Raw genomic sequence first — 17,782 nt, forward strand, 5'->3', positions numbered from 1 at the left:
GTTGCGGGCACGTCGACGACGACGCTCAGGAGGTTCCCCCATGGAACGGATCACCAAGACCGACGACCGGGTGCACCGCCCTGCCGGTCCGTGGACCCCGACGGTCCACCGGTTGCTCGCGCACCTGCACGAGCAGGGGTTCGTCGCGGCCCCGGCACCGATCGCCCTCGGCGACGCGCTCGAGACGGTGTCGTTCGTGCCGGGTGTGGCGGGCGAGTACCCCTGGACCGAGGACGTCGCCAGCGAGGCCGCGCTCGTCACGAGTGCGCGGCTCCTCCGTCAGTTCCACGACGCCGCGGCGAGCTTCCCCCTGGACGACTCCGTCGACGTCTGGTCGCAGGCCGCCCGCGTGCCGGTCGAGACGGTCGTGCACGGCGACTTCGCCCCGTACAACGTCGTCTACGACGGCATCGCAGCGGTCGGCGTGATCGACTTCGACACCGCCCACCCGGGCCCTCGCGTCTGGGACGTCGCCAGTGCCGTGTACCGGTTCGCGCCGTTCACGACGGGGGCGGACGAGGGTCGACCCGTGCCGGCGTTCGAGGACCGGATCACCCGTGCCGCCGAGTTCTGCCGCGCCTACGGCCTCGACGACCGTTCACGCGGCATGCTCGTCGAGACGATCACCGCCGGACTGGTGGCCCTCGTGACGACCCTCGAGACCGAGGCCGCCGCCGGCAACCCGAAGTTCGTGAGCGACCTGGCGCACGGGCACGCCGACCTGTACCGGGCCGACGTCGCCTGGCTCGAGGAGCACGGGGACCGGATCACGGCCGCGCTGCGCTGAGGGCGGTCCCGCACCGCAGGAGCCCGTCCGGCCCCGGCGGCTCAGCGCGTGTCCAGCGCGCTCGCGGCGGACACCGACGCTGCGTCGGGTAGCGTTCCAGGGCCATGACCGACAGCCCGGCGGACGCCACCCCGTACGAGGTCCTCGGGGTCCCCGCGACCGCCGACGACGACACCCTCCGCCGCGCCTACCGGCGTGCCGCGCGGGAGAGCCACCCCGACCTCGGTGGGGACGCGCAGCGGTTCCGCCGGGTGCAGGTGGCCTGGGAGCGCATCGGCACACCTGCGGCCCGCCGTGCCTACGACTCCGGCGCGGTCCGGCCGGGTACGTCGTCGCCGACCTCCGCCCCGACGGGCTCCGCCGCCTGGAGGCCCGACGCCGGTCGCGACGCCTACGCACCCCCGTCGGCCCGTCGCGACTCCCGCCCGCGGGCCCGGTCGTACGGGCATCCCGGCGGGCGCTCGCGCGAGGTCTTCCTCGCCGCGGAGCGCGAGTGGGTCGGTCTCGGCGACCCGATCGAGGACCCCTACGACCCGGTGCTCGTGCGCTCGGCGCCCCGGCACGTCCGGCGGCTCCTCGGCGAGGCGCTGGCCGAGGAGGCCACGGCGGCGATCGTCGCGGACATGGGCATCGGCGTCACCGTGTGGCACGACCTCGACGCCGGGGCCGAGGGCAAGCTCGACCACGCGATCCTCACGCCGACCGGGCTGTGGGCCGTCGAGTCGATCGACTGGGGTGGCCCGGTCACGGTGGAGCACGGCGAGGTCGTGGGCGAGACGCTCGGGTCGGGGGAACGGCCGGTCAAGGAACTGGTCCGTGCGGCCCGTGCCGTGCAGAAGCAGACCAGGGTCCGGTTCACCGGCCGGGTCCTCGTGGTGGCGGACTCCGCCGTCGACGAGGACGTCGAGCTCATCGGCACGCCCCGGAAGCCCACGGCGTTCATCGTCCGCCGGAGTGCGCTCGGGCAGGTGCTCTCCGGCGTCTGGTCGCCCGAGGGTTCGGTCGACGTCTTCGCGATCCGCGACCGACTGCAGCAGACCGTCCGGTTCGTCTGAGCGGCGGGGCTCAGTAGCCCCGGAGCTTCTCGAGGTCGCGGCGCTCCCGCTTGCTCGGCCGTCCGGCCCCGCGCTCCCGGATCGGGACGAAGCCGGCCTCCTCGCGCGGCAGGCGCGGCGGGGTCTTGTCCTCGAGGTGCTTCGCCGCCTCGGTCGCACCGACCCGCTTGAGGATGATGCTCTTCACGACGACGATCCGGTCGAAGCCGGACTGGCGCACGCGGACCTCGTCCCCGGGGCCGACCGGCTGGGACGGCTTCGCGCGCTCCCCGTTGACGCGGACGTGCCCGGCCTTGCACGCCGTCGTCGCCGCGGACCGGGTCTTGGTGATCCGGACCGCCCAGATCCAGCTGTCCACCCGGGCCTTGTCCATCCCGCCACCCTAGCCGCGCCGGTCCCGCGTCCCCTCGACGTCCGTCCCGTCCCCACCCGACCCGTCCGCGCCCGTACCCTCGGAGCCATGACCGACCCCGACCTGCCGACGACGGGTCCGTCCCAGGCGGCGCTCGCCCGCGCGCGGGCACTCGCCGCACTCGACGGGGCGGAGCTCGGCGACCGGCTCGTCGTCCGGGCGCACGACGGTGACGGTGCGCGGGACGCACTCGGTGAACTGACCGACCGGACCGCGGACACCGTGACGATCGCCACCCGTCGCGGACCGGTCACCGTCCGCCGCTCGGACGTCGTCGCCGCGAAGCCCGTGCCGCCGCCCCCACCGCGCCGGGCGCGTCGGTCGGAGGTCGAGCCGTCGAGCTGACCGTCCGACGCGATCCGACCGGTCCCGGCGAGCCGCTGACCGCTCTCCACCAGGGCGCACGTAGCCTCGCAACATGGCCGTCCCCGACCCACCCGCCGCCGCTGCCGGGACCACCGAGGACCGCACCGCCCGCGTCCGGTTCACCCGTCCGACCGGCTGGCGTGCCGAGGAGGCCCCCGGCGCCGACCTCCGGGTGCGCGGTGACGACGTCGTCCTCACCGTCCGGTCCCGGCCGAGCGACCGGGCGATCGGGGACGAGAACGCCTCGCTGCTGGAACGACTGCCGGGCTCGGTCGACGGACTGCTCCTGCTCGGTTGTGACGTCTGGACGACCGCGGGGGCTCCTGCTCGTCTCGTCGAGTACGTCCGCCCGGACGAAGCGGGGGACGTCGTCGGCGCGCACCTGTTGCTCGTGACGGGTCGGCACCGGGTCGACGTCACGGTGGAACGACCGCTCGCCCGCATGACCGCGACCGACGACGGCGTGTTCGCCGTCCTCGACTCCGTCCGGGTGCTCGACCATGTCACCGCCACCGAGACCCGCACCCTCGAGGCGCTGCCGGTCCTGCTCTCGGGGTCGACACTGACCGGTCCGTCGCTCGGCGCCGAGGCCGTCGCCACGCTGCAGAACCTCGCCGGCAGGCGCTGGAACCCCGCCCTGCTCCGCACCGACGGCGGCCGGGAGCTCGTCGCGGCCGACCTCGTGGGCCGCTTCGGCACGGTGCCGCCCGAGACCGCCGCGGTCCTCGCCCCCTGGGCCGAGGGCGTCCAGCCGACCACGCTCGACCAGCACGACGACGACGGGCGCGTGACGCGCCTCCAGGCCTGGGCCGGGACGGTCGTGGACACGGGGGCCGACGGCCGGTCGGTCGTCGCGTCCGTTCCGGCGGACCGCGTGGTCGGGCTGCTGGCCGGGAGGCTCGGGGTCCGCCCGACGTGGACCTGGCCGTTCCGCACACCCGTCCTGTCGAGCGACCTGTTGGACCGTCGTCTGGCGGGTGGCGCGTCCGCACCCGACCTTCCCGCCGCTCTGGCCGCGGAGGACCCGACGCTCGCTGCCTTCTGGGCGGCCCCGTGGACCGTGTCGGCGCTCCTCCGCCCGGGACGGACACGTCCGGTCGTGGTCGTGTCGGCCGAGGGGATCGGCTTCGCGCGCGTCGGTCGCTCCGAGGGCGGGGCGACGGCGTTCACCGCCGAGGCGTCCGCGAACGTCTACCGGTCGGTCGTCCGGGCCGTGCTCGGCTGACGCTGCTCGTCCCGCGGCCACGATCGACCCGGCCGTCCCCGGCCCGGGTCACACTGTGCCGGCCCGGGTCACTGCGCCGGGCCGGCGGTCAGGGTGACGGTGGCCGTCGTCGCGGTCCCGTCGGCCGTCGTGTAGCCGACGGTGACCCGGTCGCCGACCTCGTGCTGCCCGATCGCCGCGGTCAGCTGCTCCGGGCTCGTGACCGTGGTGCCGTCGATGCTCGTGATCGTGTCGCCCGCGGCGAGCCCGGCGGTGGCGGCGCCGGAACCCTCGACGGTGCCGGCGACCGGGACACCGCTGGTGGTGCCGGTCGCACTGCTGCTGACCTGCACGCCGAGGAACGCCGGCAGGCCGATCGTGATGGTGTCCGAGGACCGGCCCGCCAGGATCTCGTCCGCGATGCTCTTCGCCGTGCTGATCGGGATCGCGTAGCCGGTGACCTCCGCCGAGCCCGACGACGCGGCGGTCGCCATGCCGACGACCTCGCCCTCGCTGTCCAGGACCGGGCCGCCCGAGTCGCCCGAGACGATCTGTGCGGCGACCTCGATGAGCCCGGTCAGCGACTCGGTGCCGGTACCGGACTCGCTCTGCACCTGGATGTCCTGGTCCGTCGCGGTCACGGTGCCCTCGGCGGCGACGAGGTCACCGGTGCCCTCGGCGTTGCCGACGTCGGTGACGGCGTCGCCGGTGCTGACCCCGCCGTCGTCGTCGAGCGCGACGGTCGACAGCCCGGAGGCGTTCCGCAGCTTCAGCACCGCGACGTCGTTCGTCGCGTCGGCCCCCACCACGTCGGCCGTGTACTGCTTCCCGGTCGTCTCGTCCGTCACCTCGATGGCGGTGGCGCCCTGGATGACGTGGTTGTTCGTGAGCACCGTGCCGTCCGAGGTGAGCACCATGCCGGTACCGGCGGCCCGCTGGGAGTCGTCGTAGCCGATCACGGTGTCGATCGTCACGACGCCCTCCGTCTGCGCCGCGGTGGCCGCCGTCGCGGCCGACTGCGAGGTGCCGCCGCTGCCGCCGGTGCCCGTGCCGCCGTCGGTGCCCGTGCCGCCGTCGGTGCCCGTCCCGCCGCTCGTCCCGCCCGGTCCGGGGACCGTGAAGCCGTCGGTGCCGCTGCCGTCCCCGGCCGACCCCGAGCCGGTGCCGGGGACGGTCGTGGTGCCCTGCGACTGGCTCGACGTCGTCGTGGTGTGTGGGGACGACAGGCCGAGTGCGGTGCCGCCGGCGGCCCCGACGATCGCGAGGGCGGCGATGCCCGACCCGATCACGAGCCCGAGACGACGCGGTCGTCGACCCGTCCCACGAGCGGCACCGGGAACAGCGCCGAAGGCCCCCGTCCACCCCTCCGGTGCGGTGGCGACCCCGAGGGCCGCGCTGCCGACCCGGTAGGGGCCGCGACCGTCGGGGGAGTAGGCGTACGGGCCGGAACCGTCCGGGCCGAACAGGTACGGACCCGAGCCGTCGAAGGCGTGGGCGGGACGGAGGGTCGCCGGGTCCGCGTGCGGCGACTCCCACGCCGTCCCGTGCTGCTCGTCACGGGGCTGCCCGGCGTCGTCCGCGGCTCGGTTCGGGGTCTCGTTCATGGTGCTCTCCGGTCGTCCTCACGGCCCGGTCGGCCGTCGATGGAGACCAGTACAGGTCCGCTTCCGATGACCAACCCATGAACGAACCGTGGCCTGGCCGTGCACACCCTCGGGAGCCGCCGAACGCGGCCCCCCCGTGCTGCGTGCGTGATCGGTTAGGCTCGCCGCACCTCCCATGCGTTCCCGAACCGTCGTGCGTCCCGCGCCCGCTCCCGTGTCCCGGCTCGTGCTGGCCGTCGTCCTCGCGGTCGTCGTGCTGGCCGTCGCCTGTGCCCTGAGCATCGCCGTCGGGTCCCGGCCGATCCCACTCGGAGTCGTCCTCGACACGCTCGCCCACCCGCGGCGTGACGACGAGGTCGGTCTCATCGTCGTCGGCAACCGCGTACCGCGCACCGTCGTCGGCCTCCTCGCCGGTGCCGCACTCGGCGTCGCCGGCGCGGTGATGCAGGGGATCACCCGCAACCCGCTGGCCGACCCGAGCATCCTCGGTGTCAACGCGGGAGCCGCCCTGGCCGTCGTCGTCGGGATTGCCGTGTTCGGTGTGAGCGGGACCGCCGCCTACCTGCCGTTCGCGTTCGCCGGGGCCGCCCTCGCCGCCCTGCTCGTGTACGGCATCGCCGCGGTCGCCCGCGGCGGTCTCACCCCGGTCGGCCTCGCGCTCTCCGGGGCGGTCACCGCCGCCGCCCTGTCCTCGATCACGACCGCGGTGCTCGTCACGAACGCGTCGCTCCTCGACCAGCTGCGATTCTGGCAGGTCGGTGCGCTCGCCGGCGGGGACCTCGGCACGGCCGGCGTGGTCGTCGCTCCGGTCGTCCTCGGGCTCGTCGTCGCGGTCGGGCTCGGGCGCTCGCTGAACACCCTCGCGCTCGGCGACGAACTCGCCGCCTCGCTCGGTCAGCGCGTGGTGCTCGTCCGCGCGGTCGGGGCGGTCGTCACGGTGCTGCTCGCCGGGTCGGCCGTCGCGGCCGCCGGGCCGATCGCCTTCGTCGGACTGGCCGTCCCGCACGCCGTCCGTCGGCTGTCGGGGCCCGACCACCGCTGGACGATCCTCCTGTCCGCCGTGGTCGCGCCCGCGCTGCTGCTCGTCGCCGACGTCATCGGCCGTGTCGTGGCGTACCCGGGGGAGCTGCAGGTCGGCATCGTCACGGCGCTGATCGGCGCGCCGGTCTTCATCGCCCTGGTCCGGTCCCGGGCGGTGCGGGGCCTGTGAGCACGACACCGACCAGGACCACCGCCCGGGGGACCGGCGACGTCCCCCGCCGTGGTGCCGCCCGCCGTGAGGTCCTCGTGCTCGCCGGCGCCCTCGTCGTGCTGCTCGGCCTCGTGCTCGTCGGCCTCGGCGTCGGCGACATCCCGCTGTCCCCCGGACAGGTCCTCGGCGCCCTCCTCGGACGCGGCGACGCGGTGTCGGACTTCGTGCTCGGGCAGCTGCGCGGCCCACGGGTCCTCGCCGCACTGCTCGTCGGCGCGAGTCTCGGCACGGCCGGTGCCATCGTGCAGAGCGTCGTCCGGAACCCGATCGCGAGCCCGGACATCATCGGCATCACGGCCGGGGCGAGCGCCTCGGGACTGGTCGCGATCGTGCTGTTCGGCGCATCCGGAGTCGCCCTCTTCGGCGTGGTGCTCGTCGGCGCCGTCACGGTCGCGGTGCTCATCGCCGCGCTCGCCTGGCGCCGGGGGATCACCGGCAACCGCGTCGTCCTCGTCGGCGTCGGTGTCGGCGCGGTCTCGCTGAGCATCACCGGGTGGCTCCTCACCAGTGGCAGCGTGCAGCAGGCGGGGACCGCGCTGCTGTGGCTCTCCGGCAGTCTCAACGCGGTCGACCGTGTCGTCGTCGGGGCGCTGCTCGTCGGCTTCGTCGTGCTCATGGCGCTCGCACTCCTGCAGGCGCCGCGCCTCGGCGTGCTGTCGCTCGGGGACGAGGTCGCGGCCTCGCTCGGGCTCCGGCCGGACCGCGCCAAGGTGCTGCTGCTCCTCACCGCCGTGCTCCTCACCGCGGGGGCCGTCGCCACCGCCGGGCCGGTGTCGTTCGTCGCGCTCATGGCCGCCCCGATCGCCAGGAGGCTCGTCGGCGGGGGACGCACCGCCCTCGGCCCGGCGGCCGCGGTCGGTGCGGTCGTGACGCTGGGGTCCGACCTCGTCGCGCAGTTCGCACTGCCCGGTGTGACCCTGCCCGTCGGGGTCGTCACCGGGGTGGTCGGCGCGCCGTACCTGCTCTGGCTCCTCGCGCGCGGACGCTGACCGGGTGCCACCGGGACGCTGACCGGCCGGAGCCGACCCGGATAGCCCGCGCGTGCTGGGAAGCCGAGCGGATGCGGTCCGGGACGCGCTCGACCTGCGTGGACCGGGCCTCCAGGCGGGGCGCAGCCCCCGGTCGGACTCGCCGGTCCGGCACAGGCGACCGGGTGCTGTTCGACGGCACGCCGTACCAGGCGGAGTGGTGGAACACCGGCGACAGCCCCGAGGCGTCGACCAGCGACCCGGACGGCTCGCCCTGGATCCGGTTGCACACCTGCGTGGACGGGTCCGGCAGGCTCCGGACGGGAGGCTCCCCACCGGTCGGTGGGGAGCCTCCCGTGTCCCCTGTGGACGGGGCTCTCGCCGACCCGCCGGTTTCCGATACGCTGGACGACCAAGAGGAGGAGGTCCACGATGCCAGATCCAGTGGTCCCGCAGCCGGGACGACGAACCCCGGAGCAGCGGCTGGTCGACACCACGCTGACCTTCAGCATGGAGAACGCCGCGGCGCTCACGCCCGAGGCCGGAGTCTCTGCGGAAGAACGCGACGCGATCTCGGCGCTGCCGTCGGGGTCGGCGCTGCTCGTCGTCCGACGCGGTCCCAACGTCGGAGCGCGTTTCCTCCTCGACTCGGACGTCACGACGGCCGGTCGACACCCGGACGCCGACATCTTCCTCGACGACGTCACGGTCTCACGCAAGCACGCCGACTTCGTCCGCCGCGGGACGTCGTTCAGCGTGAAGGACCTCGGGTCCCTCAACGGGACGTACTTCGACGGTGTGCGCATCGACGAAGCACTGCTCGTCGACGGGTCCGAAGTCCAGGTGGGCAAGTTCCGCCTGACGTTCTACGCTTCCCGGGTCGACCTGGCGCGCCTGGCGAACGCGTAGTGGCCCCCCGCTCCGCTGCGGCGCGGGCGGTGTCGCCGGCGCCGGACCTGCTCACGATCGGTCAGGTGCTGGCACGACTGAAGCCGGACTTCCCGGATCTGTCGAGCTCGAAGCTCCGGTTCCTCGAGGAGCGTGAGCTCGTCACGCCCGTCCGGACACAGAGCGGCTACCGGAAGTTCTCGCCCGCCGACGTCGACCGGCTGCGCATCGTCCTCGGCCTGCAGCGGGACCACTACCTGCCGCTCAAGGTCATCAAGGAGTACCTCGCCGACCTCGACGCGGGGCGCGAGCCGGCCCTGCCGGGTGGTGGGGACGTCCCCCGTCCGTCGATGCTCGGGCGCGAGCGTCGGTACTCGCGGGACGAACTCCAGCGTGCGGCGGGTGCGTCCCCGATGCTGGTGGGGGACGCGGTGTCGTCATCGCTCATCCCGGCGGCGGACACCTACGGCGAGGAGTCCGTCGGCGTCCTCAAGGCCCTCGTCGAGCTGCAGCGCTCCGGGATCGAGCCGCGACACCTCCGGACCTTCCGTGCCACCGCCGAGCGCGAGGTCGGACTCATCGAGTCCGCGCTCATGCCGGTGTCTCGCCGGGGTGACGCCACCTCGCGTGCGAAGGCGCTCGAACTCGCCCGGGAGATCGCCGGACACCTCGAGGTCATCCGTTCGTCACTCATCCGAGCGGCCATCGGTCGGCTCGACTCGTGAGCGCTCAGGGCGTCGTCGACCCTCGACGTGGGTCGGTGCCGGGGCATATCCTCGACACGCCGGACGCGCCGGAGCGGATGTCCCGCCTCCACGCCGCCCGACTCGCTACCGTGGACCTCGGAACAACTCTCAACCCGCTGTTGAAGCTTCGGGTGGGAGCTCGATCGTCGTGGAAGGCAAGCTGATGAGTGGGAACGATGTCCCCGGTACCCCGTCTGACATGACGCGGTACGACCTCGGGCTGCTGTTCACCGACGGCCTGCCCGAGCACGACGAGCAGAACGGCTACCGCGGCACCGTCGCCGCGAAGGCAGCCGGCATCAGCTACCGCCAGCTCGACTACTGGGCCCGCACCGAGCTCGTCCAGCCCACCATCCGCGGCGCTGCCGGATCCGGGTCGCAGCGGCTCTACGGCTTCCGCGACATCCTCGTGCTCAAGCTCGTCAAGCGCCTGCTCGACACCGGCATCTCCCTGCAGCAGATCCGCACCGCCGTGAACCAGCTCCGCGAAGCCGGCGTGAGCGACCTGGCGCAGACCACCCTCATGTCGGACGGCGCCTCGGTCTACCTGTGCACCTCGGACGACGAGGTCATCGACCTGGTGTCCCGCGGCCAGGGCGTGTTCGGCATCGCGGTCGGCAAGGTCCTGCGCGAGGTCGAGTCCTCGCTGGTCGAGCTCGACGCCACCCCGGCGGAGGACCCGAGCGACGAACTCGCGGCGCGCCGCGCGACGCGCGCCTCCTGACGCCGCCGGCGTCCTGACGCGGCCGCTCGGCGCCTCCCGGGCCGCCAGCCAGCTCCAGGTTCCGGGATCGCGGCATCTCGGCGTCCGAGATGCCGGACTTCTGGAACCGCGACGACCGCATGCGGCACGTCGTGGAACCGTGACGTACCGCATGCGGTGAGCCGCAGGGGCTCAGACTCGAGCCCCAGCAGTGGCAGCACCGCACCGGGAACGACGATGGGCCGCCCGCGGGCGACCCTCCGGATGACGAACCCGCGTCAGGCGATCGCGCCCGCGCCGTCGGCGTACGGCCCGATCTTGCCCGTGCGCATGATCCGCTCGAGCAGCTGGTCGAAGTTCCGCGCCATCTCCTGCGCCGACTCACCCGGCCACACGTGCAGCGGCTTCGCAGCACCCTGCGCCTGCTGGAGCGAGGTGCGCTCGGGCAGCTGCGGGGAGAGCACGAGCGGGCCGAACATGTCGCGCAGTTCCTTGATGCGGAACTGGTGCTCGAGGGACTGCACCCGCGCGCGGTTCACGATGATGCCGAGCGGCTGGAGGCGCGGCGAGAGTCCGCGACGGATCTCCTCGATCGCACGGAGGGCGCGGTCGGCGGCGGCGACGGAGAACAGGCCGGGCTCAGTGACGACCGAGACCCGGTCAGAGGCAGCCCAGGCGGTGCGGGTCAGCGCGTTCAGCGAGGGAGCGCAGTCGATGAGGACGAGGTCGTAGTCGGCCTCGACGTTCGCCAGCGCCTCCTCCAGCTTCCAGATGTCGCGGATCGACGGGTGCGGCCCGTCGAAGTTGATGGCCGAGGGGGAGCCGACCATCACGTCGATCTTGCCCTGGGACCCCTTCGTCCACCCGGACGGGGCGATCGCCTGACGGACGATCTTCTCCTTCGGGTTCTCGAGGACGTCGGCCACGTTGAGGTGCCCGGTCAGGTCGATGTCGAGGCCCGTCGAGACGTCCGACTGCGGATCGAGGTCCACCACCAGGGTGCGCAGACCCTTGGCGAACGCTGCCGAGGTCAGGCCGAGTGTCACGGTCGTCTTGCCGACACCGCCCTTGAGGGAGCTCACGCTGAGTACATGCACGATGAGCAACGTTACCGCCAGTAGGGTTGTGACACCTCAACCCGGGCTGAAAGGGACCTCGTGTTCGACAAGATCCTGGTCGCCAACCGTGGCGAGATCGCCATCCGAGCATTCCGTGCGGCGTACGAGCTCGGTGCCCGCACCGTGGCCGTCTACCCGTACGAGGACCGCAACTCCCTGCACCGGTTGAAGGCCGACGAGGCGTACCTCATCGGGGAGCGCGGGCATCCGGTCCGGGCCTACCTGGACGTCTCCGAGATCATCCGGGTCGCGCGCGAGTCGGGTGCCGACGCGATCTACCCGGGCTACGGCTTCCTGTCCGAGAACCCGGAGCTCGCCGCTGCGGCCGCGGCCGCGGGCATCACGTTCATCGGCCCGGGCGAGCACGTGCTCGAGATGGCCGGCAACAAGGTCACCGCGAAGGAGCACGCGATCGCCGCCGGAGTCCCGGTCCTGGCGAGCACGCCGGCCAGCCGCGACGTCGACGAACTCGTCGCCGGGGCCGAGGCGATCGGCTTCCCGGTGTTCGCGAAGGCGGTCGCCGGTGGTGGCGGTCGCGGCATGCGCCGGGTGGAGACGCCCGCGGAGCTCCGTCCGGCCCTCGAGGAAGCGATGCGCGAAGCCGACAGCGCGTTCGGCGACCCGACGATGTTCCTCGAGCAGGCGGTCCTGCGTCCGCGGCACATCGAGGTGCAGATCCTGGCCGACGCCACGGGCAGCGAGACCGGCACGATCCACCTGTTCGAGCGGGACTGCTCCGTGCAGCGCCGCAACCAGAAGGTCGTCGAGATCGCCCCGGCGCCCGACCTCGACCCGTCGATCGCGGCGGCGCTCCACCGCGACGCCGTGGCCTTCGCGCGGTCGATCGGGTACGTCAACGCCGGCACCGTGGAGTTCCTCCTCGACACGGTGGGGGAACGAGCGGGGCAGCACGTCTTCATCGAGATGAACCCCCGCATCCAGGTCGAGCACACCGTCACCGAAGAGGTGACCGACGTCGACCTCGTGCAGTCGCAGATGCGCATCGCCGCCGGAGCGACGCTCGCCGAGCTCGGCCTGACCCAGGACACCGTCTCGGTGCACGGCGCGGCGCTGCAGACCCGCATCACGACCGAGGACCCGACGCAGGGCTTCCGCCCGGACACCGGCCGGATCACGACCTACCGCAGTCCGGGCGGCGCCGGTGTCCGCCTCGACGGCGGCACCGTGGCCACCGGCGCCCAGATCAGCCCGCACTTCGACTCGATGCTCGCGAAGATGACGTGCCGCGGTCGGGACTTCCCCGCCGCGGTCGCGCGGGCGCGCCGTGCCCTCGCCGAGTTCCGGATCCGCGGCGTCAGCACGAACATCCCGTTCCTGCAGGCCGTCCTCGAGGACCCGGACTTCGCCCGCGGTGACGTCTCGACCGCGTTCATCGCCGAGCGTCCGCAGCTGTTCGACGGCCACGTGTCGAAGGACCGCGGCACGAAGGTCCTCAACTGGCTCGCCGACGTCACCGTCAACAAGCCCAACGGCTCACCCGCCGCGCACGTGGTCGACCCGGCGCTGAAGCTGCCGACCACGGACCTCGCGGCACCGGTGCCGGAGGGACAGCGCGACCTGCTGCTGCGCGTCGGTCCGGCCGCGTGGTCCGAGGCGCTCCGCGCGCAGACCGCCCTCGCGGTGACCGAGACGACGATGCGGGACGCACACCAGTCGTTGCTCGCCACCCGGGTCCGCACGAAGGACCTCGTCGCGGTCGCCCCGCACGTCGCGCGGCTCACCCCGCAGCTGCTCAGCGTCGAGGCCTGGGGCGGTGCGACCTACGACGTCGCGCTCCGGTTCCTCGGCGAGGACCCCTGGGAGCGCCTGACCGCGCTGCGTCAGGCGATGCCGAACATCCCGATCCAGATGCTGCTGCGCGGTCGCAACACCGTCGGCTACACGCCGTACCCGACCGAGGTGACGGACGCGTTCGTCGCCGAGGCCGCCGCCACCGGCGTCGACGTGTTCCGGGTCTTCGACGCGCTGAACGACGTCGGTCAGCTGCGTCCCGCCCTGGAGGCCGTGCTCGCCACCGGCACGGCGGTCGCGGAAGCGGCGCTCTGCTACACGGGCGACCTCCTCGACCCGGCCGAGGACCTGTACACGCTCGACTACTACCTGCGACTCGCGGAGCAGATGGTCGAGGCGGGCGCGCACGTCATCGGGATCAAGGACATGGCGGGGCTCCTCCGCGCGGGTGCTGCGGAGAAGCTCGTCGGCGCGCTGCGCGAGCGCTTCGACCAGCCCGTCCACGTGCACACGCACGACACCGCCGGTGGTCAGCTCGCGACGCTCCTCGCGGCCTCCCGTGCCGGTGCGGACGCCGTCGACGTCGCCGCGGCACCGATGGCCGGGACGACCAGCCAGCCGAGCATGTCGGCCCTCGTCGCCGCACTGGCCCACACCGAACGCGACACCGGCATCGACCTCGGTGCCGTCGGGGACCTCGAGCCCTACTGGGAAGCGGTCCGCCGCGCCTACGCCCCGTTCGAGTCCGGGCTCGCCGGGCCGACCGGCCGCGTGTACAAGCACGAGATCCCGGGCGGACAGTTGTCGAACCTCCGACAGCAGGCCATCGCCCTCGGGCTCGGCGACCGGTTCGAGCAGGTCGAGGACTGGTACGCCGAGGCGAACCGGATCCTCGGCCGTCCGACGAAGGTCACGCCGTCGTCGAAGGTCGTCGGCGACCTCGCGCTCCAGCTCGCCGCGGTCGACGCCGACCCTGCCGACTTCGAGCAACACCCGGAGAAGTACGACGTGCCGGACTCGGTGATCGGCTTCATGGCGGGCGAACTCGGCGACCTGCCGGGCGGGTGGCCGGAGCCGTTCCGGTCGAAGGTCCTGGCCGGGCGGGACATCCGGATCGAGGTCACCCCGGTCCCGGAGCACGAGCGAGCAGCCCTCGGTACTCCGGGCACCGTCCGCCAGCAGGCCCTCAACCGGCTGCTGTTCGAGCAGCCGACCCGGCAGTTCCAGCAGGTCCGCGACGAGTTCGGCGACCTGTCGGTGGTCCCGACCGTCGACTACCTCTACGGCCTGCGCCAGGGGGAGGAGCACGTGGTGCCGCTCGGCAAGGGCGTGAACCTGCTCGTCGGGCTCGAGGCGATCGGCGAGGTCGACGCCCGGGGCATCCGGACCGTGATGGCCACCATGAACGGGCAGCTGCGGCCGGTGGCCGTGCGTGACCGGTCGGTCGTCGTCGAGACCAAGGCCGCCGAGAAGGCGGACCGGTCCGACCCGAAGCACGTCGCAGCCCCGTTCTCCGGGGTCGTGACGCTCAAGGTCGCCGTCGGTGACGTCGTCGAGGCCGGTCAGGCCGTGGCGAGCATCGAGGCGATGAAGATGGAAGCGGCCATCACGGCTCCCGTCGCGGGGACCGTCGGCCGTCTCGCGATCCCGGTGACCCAGCAGGTGGACGCCGGCGACCTCCTGGTGGTGCTGCAGTAACGTGACCGTCCGTCCCATCCGCCTGTTCGGCGACCCCGTCCTCCGTTCGCCCGCCGACCCGGTCCGCATCGGGTCCGACGGAGTCCGCGAGCTCGTGCAGGACCTCATCGACACCGTCAAGGAACCCGGTCGTGCCGGCGTCGCGGCGCCACAGATCGGCGTCGGGCTCCGGGCCTTCTCGTACAACGTCGACGGCGAGGTCGGGTACGTCCTCAACCCGGAACTCGTCGAGACCGCTGGCGAGCCCGAGCTCATGGACGAGGGGTGCCTGTCGGTGCCCGGCCTGGCGTACCCCACGAAGCGGTTCCCGTACGCGAAGGTGCGCGGTGTCGACGTCGACGGCGCCGAGGTCGTGCTCGAGGGCACCGGCCTGATGGCGGAGGCACTGCAGCACGAGTGCGACCACCTCGACGGCACCGTCTACGTGATGACGCTCGACCCGGAGACCCGTCGTCAGGCGCTCCGCGACATCCGCGCGCAGGACTGGTTCCACTAGGGCTCGACCGACCACTGCGCGCCGCGGATCGTCACGCTTCCGTTGCCGCCCTGGGCGTCGTAGGCTCCGGTCGACGGCCTCGTGCACTCCCGACGTGCCGCGCCCGGAACGGGGGCTCGGCGCGGCCGGGCCGTCTGCGTACCGTTGCCCCGTCCACAGGGCACCGGATGACCAGGCAGGGGACAGCACATGCACGACCACACTCCCATCTCGCGCGCCACACGACGAGCGTTGGCCGTCGCCACGGCCGTCGCGGTCGCGGCGGGTCTCGCCGTCGGCGTGACCGTCGGCTCACCGGGCCGCGCGACCGCGGCGCCCGCGAGCGAGTCCGAGGCCGCGGACTACGCCAGCGACGTCCACGGCGACGCCTGGGACTTCACCAACTCCTCGGACTTCAACACGGACTTCTCGGGGACCCCGGCTCGGGTCACGGGCGGCGCACTCAAGGTCGACCTCGCACCCGGCAACCGCCTGTTCATGGTGCACTCCATCTCGGGCAGCCTGGCGACCGGTCGGGACGGCGCGCGGCAGCCGGTGGACCCCGCGCGGTACTCGCGACTGACCTTCTCGATGGACCAGCCGCTCACGAAGCACATCGGCGCGGTCTACTGGTTCACCTGCCGTGAGCAGACCTCGGCCTGCGGCGGTGGGTTCACGTTCCCCATCGTGCAGGGCCCGCACGTGTACAGCTTCGACCTGACGGCGAAGTCGAACCTGCTCGCGAAGGTGCCGTGGCGATCGGCGAAGAAGGTGGTCTTCCGCGTCGACCCCGTGATCCTCGCCAACGGCTCCGGGAACACCGGGAAGCAGGCAAGCATCGACTGGATGCGCCTGCACGCCGCACCGGATGCGACGCACCCGCAGGCGGGCATGCCGGCCGGGACCTACAGCGGGTACACGGTGACGCCGCGACCGCAGCTCGTCGTCGACAGCCCGAACCCGACGCAGGGGCAGGACTACGCGACCGCCACGACCGGTCGGCCGTGGAACTTCACGTCGGCCGCGGCCACGTCGCGGGTCAGGTACTCGAACACGACGGTGTTGGCGCGCGACAGCCGTGGCATCACCGCCCGCAACAACGGCCCGCGGCAGAACGACCCGCAGGTGCACCTCCCGGTCTCCCGGCTCGCCGGCAGCACCTACCACCACCTGCAGTTCGACCTGACCTACGACGGCCCGTTCGACCTGTCCGGTTCGGCGGGCGGCGGCAAGATGGCGAGGGCGATCTGGAACGTCTCGGGCACCGGGACCCCGCAGATCAGCAACGACATCCTCACCTACTCGTCGGGCAACGCCGCCGAGACGACCGTCGACCTCACGGCGCAGAACCCGCTCGACGAGGACGCCATCGCGCCGAAGGCCGGCTGGGGTGGGCAGACGATCACCGGGCTGCGCTTCGACCCGAACGAGGACCCGGGCAAGGCGGTGTGGCACCTGAAGTCCGTGCACCTGCGCGCCGATCCGGCGGCGACCGGGTCGACGAACGTGACGTTCCACGACAACGCCTGGGTCGCGGGGAGCACGGCGGACGTCGCGGTGAGGACCGGCAGCGGCGGATGGCAGCGGATCGCATCGGGCGTGGCCGTGACGAAGGGGTCGAACACCGTGCCCTTCCGGCTCGGGTCACGGCCAGCCGGCAAGTACGCCGTCCAGGTGACGCTGCGTCACCCCGACGGCAGCTCGGACAGCGAGACCGCGAGCGCTCCCGTCGTGATGAAGGCGGGTGCCGCGGTGGACCCGGCGACGTCGCACGACCCGATCGGCAACTTCGAGCGCGGCACCGGCACCACGAGCGGCGTCACCTTGACCGGGTGGGCCTACGACCCCGACGCGAGCGCGGTGCAGGTCCGGGTGTACGACCGCACCTCGGGCTCCCGCTCCCTCGGCACGGTCACGACGTCGATCGCCCGGAGCGACGTCCGGCGTGCGCGTCCGGCTGCCCCGGCGAACAGCGGATGGTCGCTCACCGTGCCGCTCTCCGCCGGCTCGCACAAGATCTGCGCCTACGGCCTCAACACCGGTCCCGGCACGACCAACCCCCTGCTGGGCGCCTGCCGGCAGGTGACGGTGGGCGTGGACCGGTCACACGACCCGGTCGGCCGCCTCGACACCGCGACCGTGGGCAGCGGCGGCGTCACCGTCACGGGCTGGGCGTACGACCCCGACACGCGCGATCCGCTCTCCGTCGCCTTCTACGACCGCACCTCGGGGTCGCGGCACCTCGGCCGGGTGTCGACCTCGGTGGCACGTCCGGACGTGGTCCGAGCGCACCCGGCAGCGCCGGCGAACTCCGGGTACGCACGCACGATCGCCCTGTCGAAGGGCACCCACGAGCTCTGCACGTACGGCATCAACGTCGGTGCCGGGACGACCAACCCGCTGCTCGGGTGTCGGTCCGTCACCGTCCGCTGACGCGCGCTCCGGCACCCCCGGTGACCGGGGCGGGGGACGCCCGTGGGGGACGGTCCGTGACACCCGGACGCGGGATTGTCGCGCTGTCCTGATCGCGAGGTACCGTGTTGCCCAGTCGGTCACCCGCCGGCGGTCCCCACTCACCCAGGACGAGCACGATGGCACCCCAGAACGACGAGCTCAGCTCGCACCGCACCCGCACCAACCGCCGCCCCGAGCAGGTCTCGACGAGCACCGCCGCGACCGCGGTCCTCGACCCGATCGACGCTCCCGAGGTCCCGCAGGCCTGATCCGTCCGGCCTGTCGCCGCCAGGCGACGCA

The 17,782-nt window shown here is 73.1% G+C and carries 16 protein-coding genes; 13 read left to right on the forward strand and 3 right to left on the reverse strand.

Annotated elements, in window-relative coordinates; translation table 11 throughout:
• The first annotated feature begins 40 nt into the window (after positions 1 to 40).
• Positions 41 to 787, forward strand: a complete 747-nt coding sequence (locus DEJ18_RS05780; RefSeq protein ID WP_111210346.1) for a phosphotransferase enzyme family protein — start codon at positions 41 to 43, stop codon at positions 785 to 787.
• A 104-nt stretch (positions 788 to 891) separates the two neighbouring features.
• Positions 892 to 1,842 carry a DnaJ domain-containing protein gene (locus tag DEJ18_RS05785; RefSeq protein ID WP_111210345.1) on the forward strand — a complete coding sequence of 317 codons (951 nt, stop codon included), beginning with the start codon at positions 892 to 894 and terminating at the stop codon, positions 1,840 to 1,842.
• A gap of 10 nt (positions 1,843 to 1,852) precedes the next feature.
• Here the strand turns inward: DEJ18_RS05785 and DEJ18_RS05790 are convergent, their stop codons facing one another.
• On the reverse strand, positions 1,853 to 2,215 hold the full coding sequence (locus tag DEJ18_RS05790; protein WP_111080368.1) for an RNA-binding S4 domain-containing protein: 363 nt from the start codon (positions 2,213 to 2,215) through the stop codon (positions 1,853 to 1,855).
• Positions 2,216 to 2,302: 87 nt separating this feature from the next.
• On the opposite strand from DEJ18_RS05790, the gene DEJ18_RS05795 reads away from it, so the two are divergent.
• Positions 2,303 to 2,599, forward strand: coding sequence for a ferrous iron transport protein A (locus tag DEJ18_RS05795; protein ID WP_111210344.1), 297 nt, complete (start codon positions 2,303 to 2,305; stop codon positions 2,597 to 2,599).
• Between the two features lie 73 nt (positions 2,600 to 2,672).
• Positions 2,673 to 3,845 (forward strand): hypothetical protein, encoded by a 1,173-nt coding sequence (locus DEJ18_RS05800; protein ID WP_111210343.1) that lies wholly within the window; start codon positions 2,673 to 2,675, stop codon positions 3,843 to 3,845.
• Between the two features lie 68 nt (positions 3,846 to 3,913).
• Here DEJ18_RS05800 and DEJ18_RS05805 read toward each other — a convergent pair whose 3' ends face one another.
• Positions 3,914 to 5,428 (reverse strand): trypsin-like peptidase domain-containing protein, encoded by a 1,515-nt coding sequence (locus DEJ18_RS05805; RefSeq protein WP_111210342.1) that lies wholly within the window; start codon positions 5,426 to 5,428, stop codon positions 3,914 to 3,916.
• Between the two features lie 175 nt (positions 5,429 to 5,603).
• Between DEJ18_RS05805 and DEJ18_RS05810 the strand changes: the two genes are divergently transcribed.
• The 5 genes from DEJ18_RS05810 to DEJ18_RS05830 all read left to right on the forward strand — a co-directional run bounded on the left by DEJ18_RS05810 (position 5,604) and on the right by DEJ18_RS05830 (position 10,006).
• Positions 5,604 to 6,638, forward strand: a complete 1,035-nt coding sequence (locus DEJ18_RS05810) for a FecCD family ABC transporter permease (RefSeq protein ID WP_111210341.1) — start codon at positions 5,604 to 5,606, stop codon at positions 6,636 to 6,638.
• The gene (locus tag DEJ18_RS05815; RefSeq protein ID WP_181434173.1) at positions 6,635 to 7,669 is read left to right on the forward strand and encodes a FecCD family ABC transporter permease; all 1,035 of its coding nucleotides are present in this window, start codon (positions 6,635 to 6,637) and stop codon (positions 7,667 to 7,669) included. Before DEJ18_RS05810 ends, DEJ18_RS05815 begins: the two co-directional genes overlap by 4 nt.
• A 411-nt stretch (positions 7,670 to 8,080) precedes the next feature.
• Positions 8,081 to 8,557: an FHA domain-containing protein gene (locus tag DEJ18_RS05820; protein ID WP_111080364.1), complete on the forward strand. Its 477-nt coding sequence runs from the start codon at positions 8,081 to 8,083 to the stop codon at positions 8,555 to 8,557.
• On the forward strand, positions 8,557 to 9,261 hold the full coding sequence (ftsR, locus tag DEJ18_RS05825) for a transcriptional regulator FtsR (protein ID WP_111210430.1): 705 nt from the start codon (positions 8,557 to 8,559) through the stop codon (positions 9,259 to 9,261). The genes DEJ18_RS05820 and ftsR overlap by 1 nt, the downstream gene beginning before the upstream one ends.
• A 184-nt stretch (positions 9,262 to 9,445) precedes the next feature.
• Positions 9,446 to 10,006, forward strand: coding sequence for a MerR family transcriptional regulator (locus DEJ18_RS05830; RefSeq protein ID WP_110825505.1), 561 nt, complete (start codon positions 9,446 to 9,448; stop codon positions 10,004 to 10,006).
• Between the two features lie 257 nt (positions 10,007 to 10,263).
• Here the strand turns inward: DEJ18_RS05830 and DEJ18_RS05835 are convergent, their stop codons facing one another.
• On the reverse strand, positions 10,264 to 11,082 hold the full coding sequence (locus DEJ18_RS05835; RefSeq protein WP_111080436.1) for a ParA family protein: 819 nt from the start codon (positions 11,080 to 11,082) through the stop codon (positions 10,264 to 10,266).
• A 60-nt stretch (positions 11,083 to 11,142) separates the two neighbouring features.
• Here DEJ18_RS05835 and DEJ18_RS05840 point away from each other — a divergent pair, with 60 nt between their 5' ends.
• The 4 genes from DEJ18_RS05840 to DEJ18_RS05855 all read left to right on the forward strand — a co-directional run bounded on the left by DEJ18_RS05840 (position 11,143) and on the right by DEJ18_RS05855 (position 17,751).
• A complete protein-coding gene (locus DEJ18_RS05840) occupies positions 11,143 to 14,553 on the forward strand; it encodes a pyruvate carboxylase (protein WP_111210340.1) in 3,411 nt (1,136 codons plus the stop codon).
• 1 nt (position 14,554) lies between these two features.
• On the forward strand, positions 14,555 to 15,049 hold the full coding sequence (locus tag DEJ18_RS05845; protein WP_111210339.1) for a peptide deformylase: 495 nt from the start codon (positions 14,555 to 14,557) through the stop codon (positions 15,047 to 15,049).
• Between the two features lie 189 nt (positions 15,050 to 15,238).
• A complete protein-coding gene (locus tag DEJ18_RS05850) occupies positions 15,239 to 17,461 on the forward strand; it encodes a hypothetical protein (protein WP_146241540.1) in 2,223 nt (740 codons plus the stop codon).
• Between the two features lie 158 nt (positions 17,462 to 17,619).
• A complete protein-coding gene (locus tag DEJ18_RS05855) occupies positions 17,620 to 17,751 on the forward strand; it encodes a hypothetical protein (RefSeq protein WP_258371039.1) in 132 nt (43 codons plus the stop codon).
• The last annotated feature ends 31 nt before the right edge of the window (positions 17,752 to 17,782 follow it).

Origin of the sequence: Curtobacterium sp. MCSS17_015, from assembly GCF_003234265.2 — a bacterium.
Classification (GTDB): domain Bacteria; phylum Actinomycetota; class Actinomycetes; order Actinomycetales; family Microbacteriaceae; genus Curtobacterium.